The sequence below is a fragment of the Terrabacter sp. 01T434 genome (assembly GCF_056398545.1).
The window spans coordinates 336,138-359,307 of sequence record NZ_JBFTPP010000001.1 but is presented as its reverse complement, the minus strand read 5'-3'; the positions used below and the strand labels follow the sequence as shown (position 1 = coordinate 359,307).

Annotated in this window: 33 protein-coding genes; 2 read left to right on the top strand and 31 right to left on the bottom strand. The window is 69.2% G+C overall.

All coding sequences use genetic code 11. The features are described 5' to 3' along the window. Positions 1–39: 39 nt before the first annotated feature. The 3 genes from AC1DIW_RS01795 to truA form a co-directional block, all read right to left on the bottom strand. Positions 40–1,089 (bottom strand): nitronate monooxygenase, encoded by a 1,050-nt coding sequence (locus AC1DIW_RS01795; protein WP_442279699.1) that lies wholly within the window; start codon positions 1,087–1,089, stop codon positions 40–42. 62 nt (positions 1,090–1,151) lie between these two features. Then, positions 1,152–2,834 carry an ABC-F family ATP-binding cassette domain-containing protein gene (locus tag AC1DIW_RS01790; protein ID WP_442279698.1) on the bottom strand — a complete coding sequence of 561 codons (1,683 nt, stop codon included), beginning with the start codon at positions 2,832–2,834 and terminating at the stop codon, positions 1,152–1,154. 64 nt (positions 2,835–2,898) lie between these two features. Further along, the gene (truA, locus tag AC1DIW_RS01785; RefSeq protein WP_478106247.1) at positions 2,899–3,798 is read right to left on the bottom strand and encodes a tRNA pseudouridine(38-40) synthase TruA; all 900 of its coding nucleotides are present in this window, start codon (positions 3,796–3,798) and stop codon (positions 2,899–2,901) included. A 139-nt stretch (positions 3,799–3,937) separates the two neighbouring features. Here truA and AC1DIW_RS01780 point away from each other — a divergent pair, with 139 nt between their 5' ends. Continuing rightward, positions 3,938–4,492: an AMIN-like domain-containing (lipo)protein gene (locus AC1DIW_RS01780; RefSeq protein ID WP_478106246.1), complete on the top strand. Its 555-nt coding sequence runs from the start codon at positions 3,938–3,940 to the stop codon at positions 4,490–4,492. Between the two features lie 87 nt (positions 4,493–4,579). On the opposite strand, the gene rplQ is transcribed toward AC1DIW_RS01780, so the two are convergent. The 8 genes from rplQ to AC1DIW_RS01740 form a co-directional block, all read right to left on the bottom strand. Then, the gene (gene rplQ, locus AC1DIW_RS01775; RefSeq protein WP_478106245.1) at positions 4,580–5,281 is read right to left on the bottom strand and encodes a 50S ribosomal protein L17, sunset domain variant; all 702 of its coding nucleotides are present in this window, start codon (positions 5,279–5,281) and stop codon (positions 4,580–4,582) included. Positions 5,282–5,353: 72 nt separating this feature from the next. Continuing rightward, positions 5,354–6,388 carry a DNA-directed RNA polymerase subunit alpha gene (locus tag AC1DIW_RS01770; RefSeq protein ID WP_442279694.1) on the bottom strand — a complete coding sequence of 345 codons (1,035 nt, stop codon included), beginning with the start codon at positions 6,386–6,388 and terminating at the stop codon, positions 5,354–5,356. Between the two features lie 243 nt (positions 6,389–6,631). Then, positions 6,632–7,240: a 30S ribosomal protein S4 gene (rpsD, locus tag AC1DIW_RS01765; RefSeq protein ID WP_045191881.1), complete on the bottom strand. Its 609-nt coding sequence runs from the start codon at positions 7,238–7,240 to the stop codon at positions 6,632–6,634. Between the two features lie 32 nt (positions 7,241–7,272). After that, positions 7,273–7,668 carry a 30S ribosomal protein S11 gene (rpsK, locus tag AC1DIW_RS01760; RefSeq protein ID WP_020143208.1) on the bottom strand — a complete coding sequence of 132 codons (396 nt, stop codon included), beginning with the start codon at positions 7,666–7,668 and terminating at the stop codon, positions 7,273–7,275. Positions 7,669–7,725: 57 nt separating this feature from the next. Further along, entirely contained in the window at positions 7,726–8,100 is a 375-nt protein-coding gene (rpsM, locus tag AC1DIW_RS01755; RefSeq protein WP_030194267.1) for a 30S ribosomal protein S13, read from the bottom strand. Between the two features lie 224 nt (positions 8,101–8,324). Beyond that, positions 8,325–8,438 (bottom strand): 50S ribosomal protein L36, encoded by a 114-nt coding sequence (gene rpmJ, locus AC1DIW_RS01750; RefSeq protein ID WP_006592630.1) that lies wholly within the window; start codon positions 8,436–8,438, stop codon positions 8,325–8,327. A gap of 154 nt (positions 8,439–8,592) precedes the next feature. Beyond that, complete coding sequence (gene infA / locus AC1DIW_RS01745) at positions 8,593–8,814, bottom strand: translation initiation factor IF-1 (protein ID WP_013493543.1); 222 nt, start codon at positions 8,812–8,814, stop codon at positions 8,593–8,595. A 201-nt stretch (positions 8,815–9,015) separates the two neighbouring features. Then, positions 9,016–9,360 (bottom strand): iron chaperone, encoded by a 345-nt coding sequence (locus AC1DIW_RS01740; protein WP_442279693.1) that lies wholly within the window; start codon positions 9,358–9,360, stop codon positions 9,016–9,018. 117 nt (positions 9,361–9,477) lie between these two features. Between AC1DIW_RS01740 and AC1DIW_RS01735 the strand changes: the two genes are divergently transcribed. Further along, positions 9,478–10,188, top strand: a complete 711-nt coding sequence (locus AC1DIW_RS01735; RefSeq protein ID WP_478106244.1) for a hypothetical protein — start codon at positions 9,478–9,480, stop codon at positions 10,186–10,188. Positions 10,189–10,245: 57 nt separating this feature from the next. Here the strand turns inward: AC1DIW_RS01735 and AC1DIW_RS01730 are convergent, their stop codons facing one another. The 20 genes from AC1DIW_RS01730 to rplV all read right to left on the bottom strand — a co-directional run bounded on the left by AC1DIW_RS01730 (position 10,246) and on the right by rplV (position 23,152). Next, positions 10,246–11,790, bottom strand: coding sequence for a DHA2 family efflux MFS transporter permease subunit (locus AC1DIW_RS01730; RefSeq protein ID WP_442279691.1), 1,545 nt, complete (start codon positions 11,788–11,790; stop codon positions 10,246–10,248). Between the two features lie 99 nt (positions 11,791–11,889). Further along, the gene (locus AC1DIW_RS01725; protein WP_478106243.1) at positions 11,890–13,329 is read right to left on the bottom strand and encodes a serine hydrolase domain-containing protein; all 1,440 of its coding nucleotides are present in this window, start codon (positions 13,327–13,329) and stop codon (positions 11,890–11,892) included. 44 nt (positions 13,330–13,373) lie between these two features. Continuing rightward, the gene (gene map / locus AC1DIW_RS01720; protein WP_442279689.1) at positions 13,374–14,228 is read right to left on the bottom strand and encodes a type I methionyl aminopeptidase; all 855 of its coding nucleotides are present in this window, start codon (positions 14,226–14,228) and stop codon (positions 13,374–13,376) included. A gap of 39 nt (positions 14,229–14,267) precedes the next feature. Next, complete coding sequence (locus AC1DIW_RS01715; protein WP_442279688.1) at positions 14,268–14,837, bottom strand: adenylate kinase; 570 nt, start codon at positions 14,835–14,837, stop codon at positions 14,268–14,270. 52 nt (positions 14,838–14,889) lie between these two features. Beyond that, positions 14,890–16,212, bottom strand: a complete 1,323-nt coding sequence (gene secY / locus AC1DIW_RS01710; protein WP_442279687.1) for a preprotein translocase subunit SecY — start codon at positions 16,210–16,212, stop codon at positions 14,890–14,892. A gap of 191 nt (positions 16,213–16,403) precedes the next feature. After that, a complete protein-coding gene (rplO, locus tag AC1DIW_RS01705; protein ID WP_442279686.1) occupies positions 16,404–16,880 on the bottom strand; it encodes a 50S ribosomal protein L15 in 477 nt (158 codons plus the stop codon). Positions 16,881–16,882: 2 nt separating this feature from the next. Next, on the bottom strand, positions 16,883–17,065 hold the full coding sequence (gene rpmD / locus AC1DIW_RS01700) for a 50S ribosomal protein L30 (RefSeq protein WP_020143226.1): 183 nt from the start codon (positions 17,063–17,065) through the stop codon (positions 16,883–16,885). Then, complete coding sequence (gene rpsE, locus AC1DIW_RS01695; RefSeq protein ID WP_442279685.1) at positions 17,065–17,721, bottom strand: 30S ribosomal protein S5; 657 nt, start codon at positions 17,719–17,721, stop codon at positions 17,065–17,067. The genes rpmD and rpsE overlap by 1 nt, the downstream gene beginning before the upstream one ends. Before the next feature lie 40 nt (positions 17,722–17,761). After that, the gene (rplR, locus tag AC1DIW_RS01690; RefSeq protein ID WP_142176974.1) at positions 17,762–18,136 is read right to left on the bottom strand and encodes a 50S ribosomal protein L18; all 375 of its coding nucleotides are present in this window, start codon (positions 18,134–18,136) and stop codon (positions 17,762–17,764) included. 3 nt (positions 18,137–18,139) lie between these two features. After that, complete coding sequence (gene rplF / locus AC1DIW_RS01685) at positions 18,140–18,676, bottom strand: 50S ribosomal protein L6 (RefSeq protein WP_478082760.1); 537 nt, start codon at positions 18,674–18,676, stop codon at positions 18,140–18,142. A 12-nt stretch (positions 18,677–18,688) separates the two neighbouring features. After that, a complete protein-coding gene (gene rpsH / locus AC1DIW_RS01680; RefSeq protein WP_020143230.1) occupies positions 18,689–19,087 on the bottom strand; it encodes a 30S ribosomal protein S8 in 399 nt (132 codons plus the stop codon). A 173-nt stretch (positions 19,088–19,260) separates the two neighbouring features. After that, positions 19,261–19,446, bottom strand: coding sequence for a type Z 30S ribosomal protein S14 (locus tag AC1DIW_RS01675; protein ID WP_020143231.1), 186 nt, complete (start codon positions 19,444–19,446; stop codon positions 19,261–19,263). A 1-nt stretch (position 19,447) separates the two neighbouring features. Then, the gene (gene rplE, locus AC1DIW_RS01670; protein WP_056752812.1) at positions 19,448–20,008 is read right to left on the bottom strand and encodes a 50S ribosomal protein L5; all 561 of its coding nucleotides are present in this window, start codon (positions 20,006–20,008) and stop codon (positions 19,448–19,450) included. A gap of 2 nt (positions 20,009–20,010) precedes the next feature. Continuing rightward, positions 20,011–20,382 carry a 50S ribosomal protein L24 gene (gene rplX / locus AC1DIW_RS01665; RefSeq protein ID WP_442279682.1) on the bottom strand — a complete coding sequence of 124 codons (372 nt, stop codon included), beginning with the start codon at positions 20,380–20,382 and terminating at the stop codon, positions 20,011–20,013. A gap of 2 nt (positions 20,383–20,384) precedes the next feature. Continuing rightward, the gene (rplN, locus tag AC1DIW_RS01660) at positions 20,385–20,753 is read right to left on the bottom strand and encodes a 50S ribosomal protein L14 (RefSeq protein WP_020143234.1); all 369 of its coding nucleotides are present in this window, start codon (positions 20,751–20,753) and stop codon (positions 20,385–20,387) included. Between the two features lie 138 nt (positions 20,754–20,891). Beyond that, entirely contained in the window at positions 20,892–21,182 is a 291-nt protein-coding gene (gene rpsQ / locus AC1DIW_RS01655) for a 30S ribosomal protein S17 (protein WP_147066118.1), read from the bottom strand. After that, positions 21,179–21,538: a 50S ribosomal protein L29 gene (gene rpmC / locus AC1DIW_RS01650; protein ID WP_442279681.1), complete on the bottom strand. Its 360-nt coding sequence runs from the start codon at positions 21,536–21,538 to the stop codon at positions 21,179–21,181. The genes rpsQ and rpmC overlap by 4 nt, the downstream gene beginning before the upstream one ends. Continuing rightward, complete coding sequence (rplP, locus tag AC1DIW_RS01645) at positions 21,538–21,957, bottom strand: 50S ribosomal protein L16 (protein ID WP_020143237.1); 420 nt, start codon at positions 21,955–21,957, stop codon at positions 21,538–21,540. The genes rpmC and rplP overlap by 1 nt, the downstream gene beginning before the upstream one ends. A 2-nt stretch (positions 21,958–21,959) precedes the next feature. Further along, entirely contained in the window at positions 21,960–22,784 is an 825-nt protein-coding gene (gene rpsC, locus AC1DIW_RS01640; protein WP_020143238.1) for a 30S ribosomal protein S3, read from the bottom strand. Next, on the bottom strand, positions 22,784–23,152 hold the full coding sequence (gene rplV, locus AC1DIW_RS01635; RefSeq protein ID WP_442279680.1) for a 50S ribosomal protein L22: 369 nt from the start codon (positions 23,150–23,152) through the stop codon (positions 22,784–22,786). The genes rpsC and rplV overlap by 1 nt, the downstream gene beginning before the upstream one ends. Between the last annotated feature and the right edge of the window lie 18 nt (positions 23,153–23,170).

Genomic DNA, 23,170 nt, shown 5'->3' with positions numbered 1-23,170 from the left:
CCGCGGCCACGAGCCACCCCGCGAGGGCCGCCGGCTCGGTCAGTGCGCGAACTCGGCCACGACCGTGGCGGCCGGGACCGATCGCGCCGATCGCCAGCCCGTTCCGGCCCACAGCGCGAGCAGGTCGGCTCGCTCCGCCCGGGCGGACGCCCGTCGAAGCGGGACCGTGACGTGGTGCACCTCGGGATAGGCGGCGGGGGCGCGGCCGTCGAGCCGCCGCATGAAGTCGGTCTCGAGGCCGCGGGCGAGGCGGCCGGAGTAGACCCGCGTCACCGCAGTGCGCTCGTACGCGGGATCCGCGAGCGCCCGCCGGTAGGCCAGGCCGGTCCCCGCCTCGGGGGTCAGCAACAGGGCGGTCCCGATCTGGACGGCATCGGCCCCGGCCGCGCGCACCTGCGCGGCCCGCTCGGGGGTGGAGATGCCGCCCGCGGCGACGATCGGCACGTCCGTGTGCGACCTGACGACGGTGACGAGGTCGAGCAGGTCGGCGCCCGAGGGCTCCTTGACCGGGTCGAGGGTGCCGCGGTGCCCTCCGCCGTCGGGACCTTGGAGACAGAGGCCGTCGACTCCGGCGGCGAGTGCGGCGGCTGCCTCGTCGACGTCGGTGACCGTCACCACCGTCTCGATGCCGGCCCGGCGGAGCTCGCCCAGGACGGCACCACTCGGAAGCCCGAACGTGAACGACACGAGGGGCACCCGTTCACGAACGACGAGGTCGAGCTTGCGCTCCCAGTCGTCGTCGTCGCCGGGCCTCGCCTCACCCGGCTGCACGCCCAGCCCCTCCGCATCGTCCACCAGCGCCGCGCGGTAGGCCGCGACCGCGTCTGCCCGCTCCGAGCCGGTCAGCTCACCCGACCCCACGGCATACGCGTTCGCCTGGGCCGGCACGAAGAGGTTCACCCCGAACGGGCGGGACGACGCGTCCCACACCTCCGCGATGGCCGCCGCCAGCTGCGGAGCGGTGAGGTAACCCCCCGCGAGGAGGCCGAGCCCGCCGGCCTCACCGACGGTGGCAACGAGCTCGGGCGTCGTGGGGCCCCCGGCCATCGGGGCTCCGACCACACCCGTGTCGAGCGATCGCAGCAGCATGGCCCGACGCTACTCCGCTCCCCACCGCCCGGCACAGGTGCCGGGCGGCGGCGTGGGGAGGGTCACCGGGGTCGGACGACGCGCCCCTCGTCCCACACCGGCTCGGTCGACTCGTAGACGCGACCGTCGGCGCCGAAGACGAGGAAGCGGTCGAAGCCGCGGGCGAACCACCGGTCGTGGGTCACGGCGACGACGGTGCCCTCGAAGCGGTCGAGCCCCTCCTCGAGCGCCTCGGCCGACTGGAGGTCGAGGTTGTCGGTGGGCTCGTCGAGCAGCAGCATGGTCGCGCCCGACAGCTCGAGCAGCAGGATCTGGAAGCGCGCCTGCTGACCGCCCGACAGCGACTCGAACTTCTGCTCGCCCGACCGGGCCAGCTCGTAGCGATCGAGCGCGCGGGCCGCCTGCTCGCGGGGCCGACCCTCCCGGTGCTCGTCCCCGCGGTGGAGGATCTCGAGGAGGGTGCGACCCATGAGCGACGGGTGCTCGTGCGTCTGGGCGAACCACCCGGGCCGCACGCGTGACCCGAGCCGCACGACGCCGTCGTGCGGGACGGGCACCGGCCGCACGTCCCCGACGGGTTGGTGCTCGCGTTCGGGGTCGGTCCCGCCACATGCCAGCAGCCGGAGGAAGTGCGACTTGCCCGAGCCGTTGCTGCCGAGGATCGCGACGCGCTCGCCGTACCAGACCTCGAGGTCGAAGGGCTTCATCAGGCCGGTCAGCTCGAGGCCGGTCGCGACGATGGCGCGCTTGGCCGTGCGGCCGCCGGTGAGGCGCATCTTGACCGACTGCGTCATCGGCGTCTCCTCGGGCGGTCCCGCCTGCTCGAACTTCGCCAGACGGGTCTGGGCGGCCTGGTAGCGCGAGGCCATGCCGTCGTTGAACTTGGCCTTGACCTTGAGGGTCTGCACGAGCGTCTTGAGCTTGACGTGCTCCTCGTCCCAGCGCCGACGCAGCTCCTCGAGGCGGTCGTTGCGGTCCGCGCGGGCCTGGGCATACGTCGCGAAGCGGCCCGGGTGCACCCAGAGCGTCGCACCGGCCGCGCCCGGCTCGAGCGTCGCGACGCGCGATGCGACGCGGTCGAGCAGCTCACGGTCGTGGCTGATGAACAGCACCGTCTTGGGAGAGGCGACGAGAGCCTCCTCGAGCCACCGCTTGGTCGGCACGTCGAGGTAGTTGTCCGGCTCGTCGAGGAGTAGCACCTCCTCCGGCCCGCGGAGCAGGGCCTCGAGCACGAGCCGCTTCTGCTCCCCACCCGACAACGTCGTGACCTTGCGCCACTGGGCCTGGTCGTAGGGGATGCCGAGCGCCGCCATCGTGCACTGGTCCCAGAGCGTCTCCTGCTCATAGCCGCCGGCCTCGCCCCACTCGACGAGGGCGTGGGCGTAGGCCATCTGGTCGGCCTCGGAGTCGCGCTCCATCATGAGCAGCTCGGTGCGGTCGATCTCCTCGGCCGCCGAGCGGATCCGGTCGGGCGCGACCGAGACGAGCAGGTCGCGCACCGTCGTGTCGTCGCGGACCTTGCCGATGAACTGGCGCATGACGCCGAGGCCGCCCGAGCGGGTCACCGCACCCTCGTGCGCGGCGATGTCGCCGGCGATGATCCGCGTCAGCGTTGTCTTGCCCGTCCCGTTGGGGCCGATGAGGGCGACCTTGGCGCCCTCCCCCACCCGCACCGAGACGTCGTTGAGTAACGGCCTGCCGTCCGGCAGGCTGAAGGAGACGGAGTTGACGTCGACGTGGCCCACGAGGGTCAAGCCTGTCGTATGCCGTGTGGCCGCGTCACGCGGTTAACCCCACGCCCGCACAGGCTCATCCTGCCACGGGCGCGCGACGGGCCCGGGTGGCGAGCGCCCGCGCCGCCAGCTCGGAGTCGTCCGGGTAGACGACCTCCTCGAGACTGAGCCCGTGGGGCGGCATGACGTGGATGCCGGCAGCCCGCTGGGCACGGTCCTGCAGCGCCCGTGGCCAGTCCGGCCCCCGCCGCCCCTCCCCCACCGGGACGACGGCCCCGACGAGGGAGCGCACCATGGAGTGGCAGAACGCGTCGGCGCGCACGGTGGCGGCCAGCACACCGTCGGCCAGGCGGATCCACGAGAAGTCGAGCAGGGTGCGCACGGTCGTGGCACCCTCGCGCTGCCTGCAGAACGCCGCGAAGTCACGCAGACCGACAAGTGACCGGGCCGCCTCGTCCATCGCGTCGACGTCGAGCGGCTTGCGCCACCAGACCGTGTCGTGGCGACGCAGGGGGTCACGGACCGCGCCGGTGTCGGCGATGCGGTAGAGGTAGCGCCGCTCGACCGCGGAGAAGCGAGCGTCGAAGCCGTCAGGCGCCAGGCGCGCCTCACGCACCACGACGTCAGCCGGCAGGATGCCGCCCAGACGGCTGACGAGGGCGACACCCGGGTCCCGGTCGGAGCGTCCGGGCAGCGATGCCCAGGCCGCAGGGTCGACGTCGACGTGGGCGACCTGCCCGCGCGCGTGCACGCCGGCGTCCGTGCGTCCGGCCACGGTCACGCGTACGGGGTCGGGGCTGCGCAGGACGGTGGTCAGGGCCGCCGACAGGTCTCCCTGGACCGTCCGCAGGCTCGGCTGGGCGGCCCAGCCCGAGAAGGCCGTCCCGTCATAGGCGAGGTCGAGCCGGACGCGCAGCAGGGGTCGGCTCGCCTCGCCCGGCCCGCTCGGCGCACTCGACCCGTTCGACCCACTCATGGCGACCGAGCCTAGTCGTCGCGCCGGGAGGCCCCGGCACCGCATGGTCGGCATCCAGTCAACCGGCGGCCGCTGAGGAGCATCCTAGAAGTGGACGTCGGGCAGCGGGCCCGGCCTCCGGGGAGAGGGGGCTTTTCCTATGCACACCACCACACGACGCCGCCTGGCGGCCGTCGGCATCGTCGCGGCACTGACGACGCCCGTCGCCGCCACCGTCGCCTCCACCTCCGCCGCGGCGGCCACGAGCGCAGCGCCCTTCTGCGGGATCACGTGGGGTTCGCTGCCCAAGGCCACCAGCCCCAGCCAGCTGTGGACCGGCAACGTCATCGGGGCACGCACCGGCCAGCACGAGTGCTACGACCGCCTCGTCTTCGACGTCGCCCGGGGAAGCGGCCGGCTCGGCTACGACGTCCGCTACGTGGGCGAGCTGACCGGACCCGGCAGCGGACTCCCGATACCCATCAGCGGCGGGGCGAAGATCCAGATCACCATCAACGCCCCGTCCACTCTCAGCGCGGGCACGAGGACCTTCTCCGGGTGGCGCACCTTCCGTCAGCTAAAGAACCTCGGCAGCTTCGAGGGCTACACCGACTACGGGCTCGGGGTGCGGGCCCGCTTGCCGATGCGGGTGTTCGTGCTCACCAACGCCGACGGTGGCCGCCGTCTCGTCATCGACGTCGCCCACCGCTGGTAGATCGACAGAGCAGTTCGTCGGCCCCGGAAAGCGAAAGAGCAGCTCGTCCCCAGCGGGACGAGCTGCTCTCTCGATGGTGTCTGAGGCTCAGGAACCGGAGCCGGCCTTCTTGAAGCCGGCCTTCTCGGCGTCCTCGGCCGTCTTGAACCAGACCTCGGCGACCGTCTGGTCGTACCACTGGCCGTCGGGCTCGTGGTAGAGGTTCGAGTCGGCGTTGCCCTTGACGGTGTAGCCCTCGGGTGCCGAGCCGTCCTCGTTCGCGGCGACAGCGCCCTCGGGCAGCTCGGCCGCAGCGGCCTCGTCCGTCGTGTCAGCTGAGTCGGCGTCCTCGGCGGCCTTCGTCTCGGCAGCAGCGGCCTTGGCCTCCTCCTGCTTGGCGGCGCGACGGGTCGCGCCCTCGGCCTCCTTGACCGTCGCCTTCTTGGCCGACAGCGGCTCGCGGACGAGCTCGATGACGACCATGGGGGCGTTGTCACCCTTGCGGGCGCCGATCTTCGTGATGCGGGTGTAGCCACCCTCGCGAGCCGCCATGTCGGGGGCGATCTCGGCGAAGAGGCGGTGGACGACACCCTTGTCGCGCACGACCGTGAGGACACGGCGGCGAGCGTGGAGGTCGCCGCGCTTGGCGAACGTGATGAGGCGCTCGGCGAGCGGGCGCAGGCGCTTGGCCTTCGCCTCGGTCGTCGTGATCTTGTCGTGCTCGAAGAGCGACGTCGCGAGGTTGGCCAGGATCAGCCGCTCATGGGCGGGGCCGCCACCGACGCGGGGACCCTTGGTGGGGGTGGGCATTTCATTTCTCCTAGAAGTCCGACCAGGCCGTTCTCGAGCAGTGTGCCGAGGGCTCGGTCAAGAAGCGGTTGGTCAGAGACGCTCGTCCTCGACGAAGGACTGGTCGTCGTCCTCGTCGTTGTAGTCGTCATCGCCGTAGCCGTCGACGAGGGCCGACGGGTCGAACCCGGGCGGGCTGTCCTTGAGGGCCAGACCCATGCCGACGAGCTTGGCCTTGACCTCGTCGATCGACTTCGCACCGAAGTTGCGGATGTCGAGCAGGTCGGCCTCGCTGCGGCCCACGAGCTCACCCACGGTGTGGATGCCCTCGCGCTTGAGGCAGTTGTAGGAACGAACGGTGAGGTCCAGGTCCTCGATCGGCAGGGCGAGGTCCGCGGCGAGCGCGGCGTCCGTCGGCGACGGGCCCATGTCGATGCCCTCGGCCTCGACGTTCAGCTCGCGAGCCAGACCGAACAGCTCGACCAGCGTCTTGCCGGCCGAGGCCATGGCGTCACGCGGGGTCATCGAGTTCTTCGTCTCGACATCGACGATGAGCTTGTCGAAGTCGGTGCGCTGCTCGACACGGGTCGCCTCGACCTTGTAGGTCACGGTGAGCACCGGGCTGTAGATCGAGTCGACCGGGATGCGGCCGATCTCCTGGTCACCGGACTTGTTCTGCTGCGCCGAGACGTAGCCACGGCCACGCTCGACGGTCAGCTCCATCTCGAGCTTGCCCTTGTCGTTCAGCGTCGCGATGTGCAGGTCGGGGTTGTGCACCTCGACACCCGCCGGCGGCGTGATGTCGGCGGCGGTGACCGCGCCCGGGCCCTGCTTGCGCAGGTACATGACGACCGGCTCGTCGTGCTCCGAGGAGACGACGAGGCCCTTGATGTTGAGGATCATCTCGGTGACGTCCTCCTTCACGCCCGGCACGGTCGTGAACTCGTGGAGCACGCCGTCGATGCGGATGGAGGTGACCGCCGCGCCCGGGATGCTCGAGAGCAGGGTGCGACGGAGGGAGTTGCCGAGCGTGTAGCCGAAGCCGGGCTCGAGCGGCTCGATGGTGAAGCGGCTGCGGTTCTCGACCACGACCTCTTCGGAGAGCACGGGACGCTGTGCGATGAGCACTGTTCATTTCCTTCCCACGGGCGACCGCCATATGACGCCTCGTGAAACTGCCCGGTCGTGATCCGGGCGGGCCGGCTCGCCTCTGTCTGCGAGCCGACCCCAAGGGCAAGGGATCCCGTATGCCGTGAAGCGGGCTTCACGGCATACGGCGGGATCCGGACCCGAAAGACCAACGAAACCACGCGGGTCGTTCGGGGGCACTCGGGGGCGCAGGCCGCCAGCGGCCGTGAGCCCCCGAGGGCGTTAGTTCTTCGAGTAGAGCTCGACGATGAGCTGCTCGGTGAGCTGCGAGTCGATCTGCGCGCGCACCGGGAGCTGGTGGATGAGGATCTGCAGCGAGCCGTCGACGACCTGCATCCAGGCCGGGACGGGACGCTCGCCGAACGTCTGGCGAGCCAGCTCGAACGGGAAGCTCTCGACGGACTGCTTGCGGACCGTGATGATGTCGTACTGCTCGACGCGGTAGCTCGGGACGTCGACGCGCACGCCGTTGACCTCGAAGTGACCGTGCGTGACGAGCTGACGCGCGTGGCGACGCGTGCGGGCCAGGCCCGCGCGGTAGACCACGTTGTCGAGACGCGACTCGAGGATCTGGAGAAGGTTCTCACCGGTCTTGCCGGGGCGCTTCGCCGCTTCCTTGTAGTAGCGGACGAACTGCTTCTCCATGACGCCGTACTGGAAGCGAGCGCGCTGCTTCTCCTGAAGCTGCGTCAGGTACTCCTTCTCCTGGATCCGGCGACGGCCGTGCTGGCCGGGCGGGAACGGGCGGAGCTCGAAGTTCTTGTCGCCGCCGACGAGGTCCATCTTCAGGCGGCGGGACTTCTTGGTGATCGGGCCGGTGTAACGAGCCATGTTCCTAGTTCTCTCTCTCGCTCAGTGCCGGATCAGACGCGACGGCGCTTGGGCGGGCGGACACCGTTGTGCGGCGTGGGCGTGACGTCGCTGATCGCGCCGACCTCCAGGCCGGTGGCGGTGAGCGAACGGATCGCCGTCTCGCGACCCGAGCCCGGGCCCTTCACGAAGACGTCGACCTTGCGCATGCCGTGCTCCATGGCGCGGCGGGCAGCAGCCTCGGCAGCCATCTGGGCAGCGAACGGGGTGGACTTGCGCGAGCCCTTGAAGCCGACCTGGCCGGCAGAGGCCCAGGCGATCACGGCGCCGGTGGGGTCCGTGATCGAGATGATCGTGTTGTTGAACGTGCTCTTGATGTGAGCGTGCCCGTGGGCGACGTTCTTCTTCTCCTTGCGACGAACCTTCGTCACGCGAGCCTTGGGAGGCATTTTTCTCCTACGTCAGAACTGAATGTCGGTGAGACGCGATCGCGGAAGCGATCAGCGTCAGCGGGCCTTCTTCTTGCCGGCCACGGTGCGCTTCGGACCCTTGCGGGTGCGCGCGTTGGTCTTGGTGCGCTGACCGCGCACGGGCAGACCACGACGGTGACGCAGACCTTCGTAGGAACCGATCTCGACCTTGCGGCGGATGTCGGCCTGCACCTCACGGCGAAGGTCACCCTCGAGGCGGTAGTTGCCCTCGAGGAAGTCACGAAGCGCAACGAGCTCGGTCTCACCGAGGTCCTTGACGCGGGTGTTGGGGTCGACGCCGGTGGCAACCAGCGCCTGCTTGGAACGGGTGCGACCGACACCGAAGATGTAGGTCAGTGCGACCTCGACGCGCTTCTCGCGCGGAAGGTCGACTCCAACAAGACGAGCCATGTTGGGTTGTCTCCTGATTTCTGTTTCGCGGAGGTCTGGAGCAGGTCACCGATCCGGGGTCACGGTCCGCCACTCAGAAGGACGGGCCACCGGTCCCCGGCCTCCGTGCCGGGGGTGACGTCCTGCGCCGACACGACGGTCGGTCATCAGGGGCCGGGTGCTGCTTTCATTCACTTGTCTTGCGTGCTGTCGAAAGTCTGTCGACGGCGAGGTGGTGCTTCTGCTCAGCCCTGGCGCTGCTTGTGGCGCAGGTTCTCGCAGATCACCATGACCCGACCGTTACGGCGGATCACCTTGCACTTGTCGCAGATCTTCTTGACGCTCGGCTGAACCTTCATCTGCCTGCTGTCTTCAGATCGCGCACCTGACATCGCGGGCCCCGGAGGGCACGTGAGGGCCAGGCGCTTGGTTGTGTAATCGGGAGTTGGTGCCTCGCACTCGTCCCGGCCGGACACCCCGCTCGCGCGGCGTGGTCGCGGCCGACCCTGGTGCTCAGCGGTAGCGGAAGACGATCCGACCGCGGGTCAGGTCATAGGGCGAGAGCTCCACCACGACACGGTCCTCAGGGAGGATCCGGATGTAGTGCTGTCGCATCTTGCCCGAGATGTGTGCGAGCACCTTGTGACCGTTGGAGAGCTCCACCCGGAACATCGCGTTCGGGAGAGCCTCGACGATCGTGCCCTCGATCTCGATGACACCGTCCTTCTTGGCCATATCCTCCGTCTATCTGTAGCTGGCCGACTCGGACTGAGGCGGCCTTGGGGCGTGCCTTGGTGCCGCGCTCGAGATCGTTCCCGAAGCACAGGCGTGACTCAGGCGCCGAGACACACGACACCCAACGCACAAGAATACGCCAGACGCCGCCGTTCCTGAAATCGGTCCAGCGGCCTCCGGCCCGTCGGGCCAGGGCCGGCCTCAGGATCCGAGCTCGGCACGGCGCAGTCGCACGACCCGCTCGAGGACGTCGTCCGGTATCGGGCGGTCGACCGTGAAGCGAATCGTGCCCTTGCCGAGCGAGAAGCCCTCGAGGTCCGCGGCGACCGCCTCGACGACGGCCGGGCTGAACGGGAAGACCGACAGGTGCTGGGCCGATGCCGTGACGCCGATGAGCGGGCGTCCGCCAACGCGCAGGGCCGGCATGCCGTAGCTCGTGCCCTCCTCCGCGTCAGGCGCGACCCGCGTCGCGACGTCGACGACCCGCTGCAGGGCCTCGCGCTGATCCGGCGCGAGGCCGGCGAGGTAGTCACCCATCGTCCCCATCACCCCACGGTCTCACGCTCGCCACGTCCGGAGGCGACTGTGGCGTATGCCGTGTGCGCGACCGCCGGAGCACGCTCCGCGCCGCGCCGCGTACTGGCCGCGCGGCATACTGACGGGGTGACCGAGACCGGCGACGACGCCACTCCCCCGCCCGCACCCGACGACGAGACCGACCTCGTGAGCGCTCCCCCGAGCGAGGCGGAGCCCGTCGACGACTACTACGCGCGCATCGTTGCCGCGGCGGGCGAGGACGGCCGGCTGCCGGTCGCGGTCGAGGAGATGCCCGGCTGGGACATCTACCCGTACGAGCTCGACGGCCTGCGCCTCAAGCCGGTGCGGCCACCGGCCGACGAGGAGCCCGCGCGACGAGGCGAGCAGGCGTCGGACTGCCACTGCGCCCACGGCTTCGACGATGCCGACGAGTGCCTGGTCTGGACCAACCCGCGCTGGCGGCTGACGCTCTCGCGTGACACCGGGCTGCCCGTCATGCTCACGCTCATGCCGGTCGAGCACCATGACCTGCCCTCGCTGCCCGGCGACCTCGCAGCCGAGATGGGCCAGCTCATCGTCGCGGTCTCGGACGCGGTCGAGCACGTTCCCTCGGTCGGCCGCGTGCAGCTCGCGAAGTACGGCGACGGCGGGGCGCACCTGCACCTCTTCTTCCTCGGCCGCCCCGCCCGGATGCTCCAGTTCCGCGGGTCCCCCCTCATCGACTGGGAGGAGAACCTCCCCCGCGTGCCGCTGGACGTGCTGCAGGCCAACGCCCGGGTGGTCGCCGAGCGGATGGTCGTCCACCTCGGCGGCCGCCCGGGTGGGCTCGGACGGTAGGACCCCTGCGAGCGGCAGATTCGGTTCCATCCGTGGCGGACGACCGCCGGCCGGTCGTCAGTGCGGGTGGCTGGCCGGACGCTCGAAGAAGAGGACCGCGACGACGCCCACGACGAGCACCGCGGCCGGGAGCAGCATGGACTCCGACATCGCCGAGGCGAACCCGTCGGCCACCTGCGCCGGCATGGAGGCGCCCGATGACTGCATGCCACCGAGGTCTCCCGGGATGCCGGGCAGGTCCGCGCTCAGCCGTGCCTGGATGACGGCGGCGATGGCTGCGCTGCCGAGGACCGCCCCGACCTGGCGGGTGGTGTTGTAGACGCCGGAGCCGGCCCCGGCCGACGACAGCGGCAGGTTGCGGGTGGCGGTGGCCCCGAGCGGGCCCCACATGAAGGCGTTGCCCACCCCCATGAGCGCCATCGGGAGCAGGAGCAGCCACGTCTGCGTCGCCGGATGCATGACGAGGGCGAGCCACAGCAGGGAGGCCGAGGTGAGGCCGATCCCGACGGCGGTGATGCCGCGGGGGTGCACCCGGTCCGACATCCGCCCGGCCACCGGCGCCAGGCCCCCGGAGATGACCGCCATCGGGGCGAGGAGCAGGGCCGAGGAGGTGGGCGAGAGCCCCCGGACGGCCTGGGCGTAGAGCATGAACGGGAACGCCATCGCGGTGATCGAGAAACCGATCGTCGTGATCGCGATGTTGGCCAGCGAGAAGTTGCGGTCGCCGAAGAGCCGCAACGGCAGCAGCGGCTCGCGTGTGTTGTGCGCCTGCCACCACACGAACGCCCCGAGCACAAGCAGGCCGGTGGCGATGAGCAGCGGCACCGAGATGAACCCGGTGATGGTTCCCCAGTCGTAGGTCTCGCCCTCCTGCACGCCGAAGACGAGCAGGAACATGCCCACCGCCGAGAGCGCGACCCCCACCCAGTCGAAGGTGTGGCTGTGGGTCTCGAGCCGCGGCACGAGCCGGGAGGCGAGCACGAAGGCGACGACGCCCACGGGGACGTTGATGAAGAAGATCCACTCCCACCCGGGACCGTCGACGAGCAGACCGCCGACCACCGGGCCGACGAGGATCGCGACGCCGGCGGTCGCACCCCACAGGGCCATGGCCTGGCCGCGCGAGGCTGCAGGAAACGTCCGCGTGATGACCGCCATCGTCTGCGGGGTCAGCATGGCGGCCCCGAGGCCCTGGACGACCCGGGCGAGGATGAGGCCGGTGATCGTGCCGGTCAGGCCGCACCACAGCGACGCGAGCGTGAAGACCGTCAGGCCGACGAGGTAGAGGTTCTTCGGGCCGTAGCGGTCACCGAGCCGCCCGGTGATGAGCAGGGGCGTGGCATAGGCGAGCAGGTAGGCGCTGGTCACCCAGATGACGCTGTTGACGTCGGTGTGCAGCCCCCGCAGGATCGCGGGCGTCGCGACCGACACGATCGTCGAGTCGACGAGGATCATGAAGAAGCCGATGACCATCGCCCAGAGCGCCGGCCACGGGTTGTGCCCTGCCGGCACCCCTCCAAGGGGTGGGGCGGGCGTGGGCCGAGCGGCGCTCCCCCGCCCTTCCTGCTCGGTCACGCCGGTGGTGCGGTCGTCGCCTGCCATGGTGCTCCCCTCGCGCTGCCTCGCGCAGCACCCACGATTGTCCACCCGGCCACCGACAGCCGTCACCGCCCCGTCGGGAGCGAGGCCCCCGCGAACCGGTCAGGCGTCCGACCAGCGCGTCGCGAGCCACAGGGGGTCGTGGCCGGTGAGCGGGACCATCCGCCACGTCAGGTCGGCATCCGAGCCGCGCAGGCGCGCCTCGATGCGGAAGCGGTGCGGCGACTCGATGGCGATGACCTCGGCGTGGAAGGTGTCGTCATCGACCCAGCCGCCGCTGGAGACGACCGGCAACGTCGCTCCCCCGGCGACCATCTCGCCCTCGCGCCACAGCCCCCGGCCGACGGGCACCCGCAGCCACTCGCCGCGCCGTTTCAGCCCGAGCATGTGCTCCGGCCCGTCCCGGGTCACCGAGACCGCCGTGTAGTCGGCCGCGAGGTCCGAGGCGTCCGAGCGGGTGAACTCGGCGTGCTCCGGCCCCAGCGCGTCACCCGACAAGGCCGGGATCTCGAGATCGGCGAGTCGCTCGGCCAGCTGGTGGTCGGCCGCCTGCGACCCGCCCCCGCCGAGAGCAGGCACGAGGTGCGCCCAGAGCCCGTCGAGGGTCGACTGCATGCGCCACTGCTCCGCCGTGATCGCCACGACGGTGTCGTGGTCGGGAAGGACGACGAGGAACTGGCCGTAGGCGCCGTCCCCCCGGTAGCCGAAGCGCTGCATCCAGAACGAGTACCCGTAGCCCCGGCGCCAGTCCTCGTCGGCGTTCGCGTCCTCGTTGAGTGGACCGAACGCCCGGGTGGCCTCCTCGACCCAGGCCTCGGACAGCAGCTGCCGTCCATCCCACCGGCCGCCGTCGAGGTAGAGCTGGGCCAGGGACGCGATGGCCTCCGTCGTCAGGTGGGAGCCGGTGAAGCCCAGCTCGCGACCCAGCGGGTCGCGGTGCCACGGGATGTCGGGCAGCCCCATCGGCGCGAGCAGCCGCGATCGCAGCATCTCGGCGACGCCGACCCCGGCGAGCCGCCGCACGATGACGGACAGCAGGTAGGTCGCCACCTGGTTGTAGGCGAAGACCGTGCCCGGCGGCCGGGTGGGCTTCGTCGCGAAGACGCGCGGCACCCAGTCGCTGGGGTCGGCGGCGTCGGCGGCGCTCCCGCTCATCCGGTCGAAGACCTGCGGCCAGGCGTCCTCCTCGTGCCCGACCGTCATGGAGAGGCAGTGCCTGACCTGCACCTCGTCCCAGCCGGCGGCGACGACACTTCGGTCCAGCTCCGGGAAGTGGTCGAGCACGCGGTCGTCGAGCGACAGGCGCCCCTCCTGCACGAGGAAGCCCACGGCCGTGGCCGTCACCGTCTTCGAGAGCGAGTACGCGAGATGGGCGCGGCCGGCGGCATACGGCCTCCACCAGCCCTCGGCCACGACGTGCCCGTGGCGCACGACCATGAGGCTGTGCAGTCCGAGGTCGTCGCGCTCGGCGGCGTCGACGAAAGCGAGGATGCCGGTCGCATCGACGCCTTGCGCCGACGGGGTGCTGCGAGGAAGGGTCACGAGCGCGAGGCTACGCGCCCGCAGCCCTCAGGTGCGCGAGCGGGTCAGGCGCTCGCGTCGAGGGGGGCGTATGCCGCCCCGACAGCCTCGAGGGCAGCCTTGCCTCCGTCGACGGCCGTGAGGATCCACAGGCCGTCCTCACGCACGGCGACCGAGTGCTCCCAGTGCGCGGCTCGCGTGCCGTCGAGGGTCACCACGGTCCAGTCGTCGGCCAGGACCTTGGTGTCGGTGGAGCCGAGCGTCACCATCGGCTCGATGGCGCCGGTGAAGCCGTCGACGAGCTTGGGCCCGGTCTCGCGCACGGAGTAGTTCGGGATCTGGGGGTCCATGTGCATCTGCGTGCCGATGCCGTGGCCGACGTACTCGTCGATGACGCCGTAGCCCCGGCCGTCGCGCTCGGCCGCTGCCTCGATGCTGGCCTCGACGGCATCACCGACCGCATACAACCGACCGCCGACCTGCATGGCGGCGATGCCGGCGTAGAGGCTCGCCTCGGTCGCGTCGATGAGCGCGACGTCCTCGGGACGACCCGCCTGGCGGCCACCGACGACCGCCGTGAACGCGGCGTCGCCGTTCCAGCCCTTGACCTCGGCGCCGCAGTCGATCGACACGATGTCGCCGGCCTCGAGCACCCGCGGGCCCGGGATGCCGTGGACGACCTCGTCGTTGACGCTGGTGCACAGGGTGTGGCTGTAGCCCGGCACCAGCTGGAAGTTCGGGATGCCGCCGTTGCTGCGGATGAACTCCTCGGCGAGACGGTCGAGCTCGAGCGTCGTCGTGCCGGGCCGCACCTCCCCGGCGAGAAGCTCGAGGGTGCGCCCGACGAGCAGCCCCGCCTCACGCATGAGGACGAGCTGCTCGTCGGTGCGACCCTGGAGCCGGTTGCGGCGTCCGAACATCGGTGGTCCTTCTCGGTGGCTGCGGTGGTGCAGCTGTGCTCAGGCGTGCTGCGGCAGCGCCGCGATGACACGGTCGGTGACCTCGTCGACGGCACCCATGCCGTCGACCTTGACGAGGAGACCGACGAGCTCGTAGTGCTGCGCGAGCGGCGCCGTCTCCTTACGGTAGATCGCCTGGCGCTCGCGGATGACGGCCTCGGTGTCGTCGGCGCGACCCTCGGTCTCGGCGCGCTTCAGGAGGCGCTCGACGATGGCGTCCTCGTCGACCTCGAGCTCCAGCACGGCGTCGAGCGCGTGACCGTGACGCGACAGCATGGCGTCGAGAGCCTCGACCTGCCCGGCGGTGCGCGGGTAGCCGTCGAGGAGGAAGCCGTCTTCGGCGTCGTCCCAGGAGAGACGGTCCTCGACGATCTCGTTGGTGATGTCGTCGGAGACGTAGCCGCCGGACTTGATGATCTCGTCGACCTTGACCCCGAGCGGGGTCTGGTCCTTGATGTTGGCGCGGAAGATGTCGCCGGTCGAGATGGCCGGGATGCCGAGGCGCTCGGCGATCCGGGCCGCCTGGGTGCCCTTACCGGCGCCGGGCGGGCCGAGGATGATCAGTCGCATGTCGGGGCCTCCGGGAAGTCGGGAGCGCAGCGAGTGACTTTCTGGGGTGACATTAACGGAGGAACCCTTCGTAGTGACGCTGCTGCAGCTGCGCCTCGATCTGCTTCACGGTCTCCAGACCCACACCGACGACGATGAGGATCGAGGTGCCACCGAACGGGAAGTTCTGGTTGGCACCGACGAGGACGAGAGCCACGAGCGGGATGAGCGAGACGATGGCGAGGTAGATGGCACCCGGCACGGTGATTCGGGTCAGGACGTAGTTGAGGTACTCGGCCGTGGGTCGCCCGGCCCGGATACCCGGGATGAATCCGCCGTACTTCTTCATGTTGTCCGCGACCTCGGTCGGGTTGAACGTGATCGAGACGTAGAAGAACGTGAAGAAGAGGATGAGGGCGACATACGTCGCCATGTAGAACGGGTGGTCACCCTTGACGAGGTTCTCCTGCACCCACGAGACCCAGGCGGGGTTGTCGCCGTTGGCGTGCGTGTTGAACTGCGCCACGAGGCCCGGGAGGGCGAGCAGCGAGCTCGCGAAGATGACGGGGATGACGCCGGCCATGTTGACCTTGAGCGGGATGTAGGTCGACGTGCCGCCGTACATCCGTCGGCCGACCATCCGCTTGGCGTACTGCACCGGGATGCGGCGCTGGGACTGCTCGACGAAGACGACCGCCGCGATGACGAAGACGCCGAGGATCAGGATGCCGAGGAAGGTGCCCCAGCCCTTGTTCTCCTTGATGCTCCAGAGCGAGGCCGGGAAGCCGGCCGCGATCGAGGTGAAGATCATCAGGGACATGCCGTTGCCGACGCCCTTGTCGGTGATGAGCTCGCCGAACCACATGATGAGGCCGGTGCCGGCCGTCATGGTCAGGACCATGATGAGGATCGTGACCATGGACTGGTCCGTCATGATCGTGTCGCACGAGCCGCCGAAGAGACTGGACGGGTTGCGCGCGAAGGTGACGAGCGTCGCCGACTGGAGGATCGCGAGACCGATCGTCAGGTAGCGGGTGTACTGCGTCAGCTTGCTCTGCCCCGACTGGCCCTCCTCCTTGAGCGCCTCGAAACGCGGGATGACCACCGTGAGCAGCTGGATGATGATGCTCGCCGTGATGTACGGCATGATCCCGAGCGCGAACACCGACAGCTGGAGCAGCGCACCGCCGCTGAAGAGGTTGGCGAGGTTGAGGAACCCGCTCTGGTCGCCGGACTTGCCCTTGCTGGCCTCGAGACAGTTCTGCACCAGGCTGTAGCTGATGCCGGGCGTCGGCACGTGCGATCCGAGCCGGAACAGCACGATGATGCCGAGCGTGAAGAGCAGCTTCTTGCGCAGGTCCGGGGTTCGGAACGCGCGTACGAAAGCGGCGAGCACTGGGTCCTCCTGGGGGGCCGCGCGGGTGGCGCGGCGTCATTCATGCGATCCGTGGAAGGTTAACGCAAAAGCACAGCGCCCCGGTCACCGTCCGCGGTGTCCGACGTCACGTCGGACCGCGGATCGGCGTCCGGGGCGCTGCTCACACGAGTGGTGTGGTGGTCACCCGAGCGAGGCTCGGGACCGGTCGATCAGCCCGCGAGGGCCGTGACCGAGCCGCCGGCGGCCTCGATCTTCTCCTTGGCGGAGGCCGAGAACTTGTGCGCCTCGACCTCGACCTTGACGGAGATCTCGCCCGTGCCGAGCACCTTCACCGGGAAGCCGTCGCGGACGGCACCCTTGGCGACGAGGTCGGCGACGGACACCTGACCACCCTCCGGGAAGAGCAGCTGCAGGCGGTCCAGGTTGACGACCTGGTACTCCGTGCGGAACGGGTTCTTGAAGCCACGGAGCTTCGGAAGGCGCATGTGCATCGGCATCGAGCCGCCCTCGAAACGCTCCGGGACCTGGTAGCGAGCGCTGGTGCCCTTGGTACCACGACCAGCGGTCTTGCCCTTGGAGCCCTCACCACGACCGACGCGGGTCTTGGCGGTCTTGGCTCCGGGGGCCGGACGCAGGTGGTGGACCTTGAGGGCGGACTCGCCCGACTTCTTGGCGTTGTCGGTCATGGTCAGTCAACCTCCTCGACGGACACGAGGTGCGTGACCGTCTTGACCATCCCGCGGATCTCGGGACGGTCCTCCTTGACGACGACGTCGCCAATGCGCTTCAGACCGAGGCTGCGCAGCGTGTCGCGCTGGTTCTGCTTGCCACCGATCTCGGAACGGGTCTGGGTCACCTTGAGACGAGCCATCAGGCACCAGCCTTCGCGGCCTGCGCCTCGGCCAGGCCGGCGGCACGGGCCCTGAGCATGGCCGCCGGAGCGACCTCCTCGAGGGTCTTGCCACGACGGGCAGCGACCGACTCGGGGCGCTCGAGCTCGCGCAGGGCCTGGGCCGTGGCGTGCACGACGTTGATGGCGTTGTCGGAGCCCAGCGACTTGCTGAGGACGTCGTGGATGCCGGCGCACTCGAGCACCGCACGCACCGCGCCACCGGCGATGACACCGGTACCGGGGGCTGCGGGACGGAGCATGACGACACCGGCGGCCGCCTCACCCTGGACGGGGTGCGGGATGGTGCCCTGGATGCGGGGAACCTTGAAGAAGTTCTTCTTGGCCTCCTCGACACCCTTGGCGATGGCCGCGGGAACTTCCTTGGCCTTGCCGTAGCCGACACCCACCGTGCCGTCACCGTCACCGACGACGACGAGGGCGGTGAAGCTGAAGCGACGACCACCCTTGACGACCTTGGCGACACGGTTGATGGTCACGACGCGCTCGACGTACTGGTTCTTGTCGTCACGGCTGTCGCGGTTGTCGCGGCCGCCGCGGTTGTCACGGCGGTCTCCGCGCTCGGTGCGCTCGCCGCCACCGGCGGGGCCGGTGCCTCGACGCTGCTGTCCGGGCATCAGATGTTCCTCATCTCAACAATTGCGTTCACGAAGTTGCTCACAGGGACAGACCGCCTTCGCGGGCGCCCTCGGCGATCGCCGCGACCCGGCCGTGGTACTTGTTGCCACCACGGTCGAACACGACGGCCTCGATACCGGCGTCCTTGGCACGGGCGGCCACGAGCTCGCCGACCTTCTTGGCCTTGGCCGTCTTGTCACCGTCGAAGGAGCGCAGGTCGGCCTCCATCGTCGAGGCCGAGGCCACGGTCTTGCCGACGGTGTCGTCGACGACCTGGACGAAGAGGTGACGGGTGGAGCGCGACACGACGAGGCGGGGACGGACCGCGGTGCCGGCGATCTTCTTGCGACCGCGCACCTGGCGACGGATGCGGGCGGCAGCCTTGGACTTGCCGCGCTTGATGATCATTGCCATGGCTTACTTACCGGCCTTTCCAACCTTGCGACGGATCTGCTCGCCCGCGTAGCGAACACCCTTGCCCTTGTACGGGTCGGGCTTGCGCAGCTTGCGGATGTTCGCCGCGACCTCGCCGACGAGCTGCTTGTCGATGCCCTGCACCGAGAAGCGGGTCGGGTTCTCGACGGCGAAGTTGATGCCGGCGGGAGCCTGGATGAGGATCGGGTGCGAGTATCCGAGCGAGAACTCGAGGTCCGAGCCCTTCGCGGCGACACGGTAACCCGTGCCGTGGATCTCCATCTTCTTCTCGTAGCCCTCGGTGACACCGAGGACCATGTTGTTGATGAGCGAGCGGGTCAGGCCGTGGCGCGAGCGCGAGTCGCGCTCGTCGTCGGGGCGCTTGACCTCGAGGTTGCCCTCGCCCAGCTCGACCGTGATCGGCTGGACGACGGTCAGGGAGAGCTCACCCTTGGGGCCCTTGACGAAGACGTCCTGGCCCTCGACCTTGACGTCCACACCCGAGGGGATGGAGACCGGAAGTCGTCCGATTCGCGACATGTCAGTGTCTCCTTACCAGACGTAGGCGAGGACTTCCCCACCCACGCCCTTCTCGTGTGCCTGGCGGTCGGTCAGCAGACCGTTCGACGTCGACAGGATCGCGACGCCGAGGCCACCGAGAACCTTGGGCAGGTTCGTCGACTTGGCGTAGACGCGCAGGCCGGGCTTGCTCACGCGACGCACGCCGGCGATGGAGCGCTCGCGGTTCGGGCCGTACTTGAGGTCGATGGTCAGCGTCTGGCCGACCTCCGCCTCCTCGATCTTCCACGAGGCGATGTAGCCCTCGCTCTGGAGGATCTCGGCGATGTTCTTCTTCAGTTTCGAGTACGGCATGGAGACGACGTCGTGGTGCGCCGAGTTGGCGTTCCGGACGCGGGTCAGCATGTCCGCAATCGGGTCAGTCATGGTCATGTGGGCTCTCCGCCCTTCCTCACCGGGGTTTCGACCTTTGGCAGTGATGCCGTTCGGCGTATGCCGTGGGGCCGACCTACGGTGTCAGAGGTTTTTGGTTGGTCTGAGTGTGCGTCCCCCGCCACGCGGGCGTTTCGGGGGCACTCGGGGGGCGGAGCCCCCCGAGCGTGTGGTTACCAGGAGCTCTTGGTCACGCCCGGCAGCTCGCCCGCGTGCGCCATCTCGCGAAGGCAGATGCGGCAGAGGCCGAACTTGCGGTACACCGAGTGCGGGCGACCGCACTTCTGGCAGCGGGTGTACGCGCGGACCTTGAACTTCGGCTTCCGGTTCGCCTTGTTAACGAGCGCGGTCTTGGCCATGTCAGTTCTCCTTGAAGGGGAAGCCGAGCTGCTTGAGCAGCGCGCGACCCTCGTCATCGTTGGTCGCCGTGGTGACCACGGTGATGTCCATGCCCCGCACGCGGTCGATCCGGTCCTGGTCGATCTCGTGGAACATCGACTGCTCGGTCAGACCGAACGTGTAGTTGCCGTTGCCGTCGAACTGCTTCGGCGACAGGCCACGGAAGTCACGGATACGCGGGAGGGCGATCGTCACGAGACGGTCGAGGAACTCCCACATCCGGTCGCCGCGCAGCGTCGTGTGGGCGCCGATCGGCATACCCTCACGCAGCTTGAACTGGGCGATCGACTTGCGAGCCTTGGTCACGACCGGCTTCTGGCCGGTGATGGCGGTGAGGTCGCGGACGGCACCCTCGATGAGCTTGCTGTCCTTGGCCGCGTCGCCCACACCCATGTTGACGACGACCTTGACGACGCCGGGAACCTGCATGACGTTCGCGTAGCCGAACTGCTCGAGCATCGAGCTCTTGATCTCGTCCTGGTAGCGCTGCTGAAGGCGCGGCTTGGTGCTGGTGTCAGTCATTCTCAGAGGTCCTTGTCCGACGTGACCGCGACACGGACGCGGGACGCCTTCTGACGGCCGTTGCGCTCGACGGTCTCGACACGCGTCTTCACACGGGTCGGCTTCTTCGACTCGGGGTCGACGATCGCGACGTTGCTCACGTGGATCGCGGCCTCGGTGTGCGTCAGGCCACCGGTGCGGGTGCCACGGGCGGTCGCGCCGGCCTTGACGTGCTTGGTGACGCGGTTGATGCCCTCGACGAGCACGCGCGAGGTCTCCGGGTAGACCGCGATGACCTTGCCCTGCTTGCCCCGGTCGCCGCCGTTCTTCTGGCTGCGGCCGGAGATGACCTGGACGAGGTCACCCTTCTTGATCTTCATCTTCGCCTTGGCCATGTTCACAGCACCTCCGGCGCGAGAGAAATGATCTTCATGAACTTCTTCTCGCGCAGCTCACGACCCACCGGGCCGAAGATGCGGGTACCACGAGGGTCACCGTCGGCCTTGAGGATCACCGCAGCGTTCTCGTCGAACTTGATGTAGGAACCGTCGGCGCGGCGACGCTCCTTGACGGTGCGGACGATGACGGCCTTGACGACGTCACCCTTCTTCACGTTGCCGCCAGGGATCGCGTCCTTGACGGTGGCGACGATGGTGTCGCCGATGCCGGCGTACCGACGGCCCGAGCCACCGAGAACACGGATGCAAAGGATTTCCTTGGCACCGGTGTTGTCGGCGACGCGAAGCCGCGACTCCTGCTGAATCACTGTCTAACTCCTGTCGTCGTGCTGGTTCTTCGCGCGTGGCGAAGCCTTGCCGAACTGGACTGTGGTCTGTGTCCTCCGGGGCCCGCGGCTGGCGGGCCTCCGGAGGGCAGCCGGGGGGCGACAGCCCCCCGGCGGTGCTTACTTGGCCTTCTCGAGGATCTCGACGATGCGCCAGTGCTTCGTCGCGGAGAGCGGACGCGTCTCCATGATGAGCACGCGGTCACCGACGCCGGCGGCGTTCTGCTCGTCGTGCACCTTGACCTTGCTGGTGCGACGGATGACCTTGCTGTAGAGCGCGTGCTTGACGCGGTCCTCGACCTCGACGACGACGGTCTTGTCCATCTTGTCGCTCACCACGTAACCCTGGCGGGTCTTGCGGTAGTTGCGCTCACTCGCCTGGTCGCTCACGACCTTCTCCTGCTCGCTCATGCGTCAGCCTCCTGCGCCTTGTCAGCCTTCTTGGCCTTCTTCTCGGCCTTGTCAGCCTTCTCGGCCTTGTCGGCCTTCTTGTCGGCCTTGGCCGACTTCTTCTCGGCCTTCTCCTCCACCTGCGGGGCGGCGGGGGCCGAGCCGATGCCGAGCTCGCGCTCACGCATCTCGGTGTAGATCCGCGCGATGTCCTTCTTGACGGCGCGCAGACGGCCGTGGTTGTCCAGCTGGCCGGTGGCCGACTGGAAACGCAGGTTGAACAGTTCTTCCTTGGCCTTCTTCAGCTCGTCCGCCAGCTTGGTGTCATCGAGACCACGCAGCTGCTCGGGAGCCAGGTCCTTGGTTCCGACTGCCATCAGATGTCACCACCCTCACGCTGGACGAAGCGGCACTTCATGGGGAGCTTGTGCATCGCGAGACGCATGGCCTCACGTGCCACCGGCTCGGCCACGCCCGAGATCTCGAACATGACGCGACCCGGCTTGACGTTGGCGATCCACCACTCCGGCGAACCCTTACCGGAACCCATGCGGGTCTCGGCGGGCTTCTTGGTGAGCGGACGGTCGGGGTAGATGTTGATCCACACCTTTCCGCCACGCTTCATGTAGCGGGTCATCGCGATACGAGCGGACTCGATCTGACGGTTGGTCACGTAGGCCGGCTCGAGAGCCTGGATGCCGTAGTCACCGAAGGCGATCGTCGTGCCACCCTTGGCCGCACCGTGGCGGTTCGGGTGGTGCTGCTTGCGGTGCTTGACTCGACGGGGAATCAACATGGTCAGGCCTGCTCATTCTCGGTGCTGGCCGCGGCGGGGGCCTCGGCAGCAGCGGTCTCGTTCACTGCCGGAGCAGCGGCGGTCTCGTTGCGGTCACCACGACGGGCGCGGTTCGGACGGTCACCGCCGTCACGGCGCGGACCACGCGACGGGCGCGGGGCGGCGGCCTGCTGGGCCGCGAGCTCCTTGGCCGTCATGTCGCCCTTGTAGATCCACACCTTGACGCCGATGCGACCGAACGTGGTGCGGGCCTCGTAGAAGCCGTAGTCGATCTGCGCACGCAGGGTGTGCAGCGGGACGCGACCCTCGCGGTAGAACTCCGTGCGGCTCATCTCGGCGCCGTTGAGACGGCCGGAGACCTGCACGCGGATGCCCTTGGCGCCGGCGCGCTGGGCGGACTGCATGCCCTTGCGCATGGCGCGGCGGAACGCCACGCGGGCCGAGAGCTGCTCGGCGATGCCCTGGGCGACCAGCTGGGAGACGATCTCGGGGTTCTTGACCTCGAGGATGTTCAGCTGGACCTGCTTGCCCGTGAGCTTCTCGAGCTCGCCACGGATGCGGTCGGCCTCGGCGCCGCGGCGACCGATGACGATGCCGGGGCGGGCCGTGTGGATGTCGACGCGGACGCGGTCACGGGTGCGCTCGATCTCGACCGAGGCGATGCCGGCGCGCTCCATGCCCTTCTCCATCAGGCGACGGATCGAGACATCTTCCTTGACGTAGTCGCGGTAACGCTGACCCGACTTGGTCGAGTCGGCGAACCAGCGGCTCTTGTGGTCCGTCGTGATGCCCAGACGGAAGCCATGGGGGTTGACCTTCTGACCCATCAGCGGGCTCCCTTCGTGTTCTCGGGCTGGGCGACGACCACCGTGATGTGGCTCGTGCGCTTGTTGATGCGGCCGGCGCGGCCCTGGGCGCGCGGACGGAACCGCTTCATCGTCGGGCCCTCGTCCACGAACGCGGCCGTGATGACCAGGTTGCGCTCGTCGAAGGCGACCGACTCACGGTCGGCCTTGACGCGGGCGTTGGCGATGGCGCTCTCGAGCACCTTCTGCACCGGCTCCGAGGCAGCCTGCGGCGCGAACTGCAGCGTCGTGACGGCGTCGGTGGCGACCTTGCCGCGGATCAGGTCCACGACACGGCGAGCCTTCTGCGGGCTGACACGGACGTGCCGCGCCGAAGCCTTGGCTTCCATGACTTCTTCCTTGGATTC

Bases quoted from the DNA above. Each gene is read 5' to 3' on its own strand.
- AC1DIW_RS01795 (WP_442279699.1), bottom strand. From the start codon at position 1,089: ATGCTGCTGCGATCGCTCGACACGGGTGTGGTCGGAGCCCCGATGGCC.
- truA (WP_478106247.1), bottom strand. From the start codon at position 3,798: ATGAGTGGGTCGAACGGGTCGAGTGCGCCGAGCGGGCCGGGCGAGGCG.
- AC1DIW_RS01780 (WP_478106246.1), top strand. From the start codon at position 3,938: ATGCACACCACCACACGACGCCGCCTGGCGGCCGTCGGCATCGTCGCG.
- rplQ (WP_478106245.1), bottom strand. From the start codon at position 5,281: ATGCCCACCCCCACCAAGGGTCCCCGCGTCGGTGGCGGCCCCGCCCAT.
- rpsD (WP_045191881.1), bottom strand. From the start codon at position 7,240: ATGGCTCGTTACACCGGCCCGATCACCAAGAAGTCCCGCCGCCTGAAG.
- rpsK (WP_020143208.1), bottom strand. From the start codon at position 7,668: ATGCCTCCCAAGGCTCGCGTGACGAAGGTTCGTCGCAAGGAGAAGAAG.
- rpsM (WP_030194267.1), bottom strand. From the start codon at position 8,100: ATGGCTCGTCTTGTTGGAGTCGACCTTCCGCGCGAGAAGCGCGTCGAG.
- rpmJ (WP_006592630.1), bottom strand. From the start codon at position 8,438: ATGAAGGTTCAGCCGAGCGTCAAGAAGATCTGCGACAAGTGCAAGGTG.
- infA (WP_013493543.1), bottom strand. From the start codon at position 8,814: ATGGCCAAGAAGGACGGTGTCATCGAGATCGAGGGCACGATCGTCGAG.
- AC1DIW_RS01740 (WP_442279693.1), bottom strand. From the start codon at position 9,360: ATGGGGACGATGGGTGACTACCTCGCCGGCCTCGCGCCGGATCAGCGC.
- AC1DIW_RS01730 (WP_442279691.1), bottom strand. From the start codon at position 11,790: ATGGCAGGCGACGACCGCACCACCGGCGTGACCGAGCAGGAAGGGCGG.
- map (WP_442279689.1), bottom strand. From the start codon at position 14,228: ATGTTCGGACGCCGCAACCGGCTCCAGGGTCGCACCGACGAGCAGCTC.
- AC1DIW_RS01715 (WP_442279688.1), bottom strand. From the start codon at position 14,837: ATGCGACTGATCATCCTCGGCCCGCCCGGCGCCGGTAAGGGCACCCAG.
- rplO (WP_442279686.1), bottom strand. From the start codon at position 16,880: ATGACCGACAACGCCAAGAAGTCGGGCGAGTCCGCCCTCAAGGTCCAC.
- rpmD (WP_020143226.1), bottom strand. From the start codon at position 17,065: ATGGCTCGTCTCAAGGTGACCCAGACCCGTTCCGAGATCGGTGGCAAG.
- rpsE (WP_442279685.1), bottom strand. From the start codon at position 17,721: ATGCCCGGACAGCAGCGTCGAGGCACCGGCCCCGCCGGTGGCGGCGAG.
- rplR (WP_142176974.1), bottom strand. From the start codon at position 18,136: ATGGCAATGATCATCAAGCGCGGCAAGTCCAAGGCTGCCGCCCGCATC.
- rplF (WP_478082760.1), bottom strand. From the start codon at position 18,676: ATGTCGCGAATCGGACGACTTCCGGTCTCCATCCCCTCGGGTGTGGAC.
- rpsH (WP_020143230.1), bottom strand. From the start codon at position 19,087: ATGACCATGACTGACCCGATTGCGGACATGCTGACCCGCGTCCGGAAC.
- AC1DIW_RS01675 (WP_020143231.1), bottom strand. From the start codon at position 19,446: ATGGCCAAGACCGCGCTCGTTAACAAGGCGAACCGGAAGCCGAAGTTC.
- rplE (WP_056752812.1), bottom strand. From the start codon at position 20,008: ATGACTGACACCAGCACCAAGCCGCGCCTTCAGCAGCGCTACCAGGAC.
- rplX (WP_442279682.1), bottom strand. From the start codon at position 20,382: ATGGCCAAGGCGAAGATGAAGATCAAGAAGGGTGACCTCGTCCAGGTC.
- rpsQ (WP_147066118.1), bottom strand. From the start codon at position 21,182: ATGAGCGAGCAGGAGAAGGTCGTGAGCGACCAGGCGAGTGAGCGCAAC.
- rpmC (WP_442279681.1), bottom strand. From the start codon at position 21,538: ATGGCAGTCGGAACCAAGGACCTGGCTCCCGAGCAGCTGCGTGGTCTC.
- rplP (WP_020143237.1), bottom strand. From the start codon at position 21,957: ATGTTGATTCCCCGTCGAGTCAAGCACCGCAAGCAGCACCACCCGAAC.
- rpsC (WP_020143238.1), bottom strand. From the start codon at position 22,784: ATGGGTCAGAAGGTCAACCCCCATGGCTTCCGTCTGGGCATCACGACG.
- rplV (WP_442279680.1), bottom strand. From the start codon at position 23,152: ATGGAAGCCAAGGCTTCGGCGCGGCACGTCCGTGTCAGCCCGCAGAAG.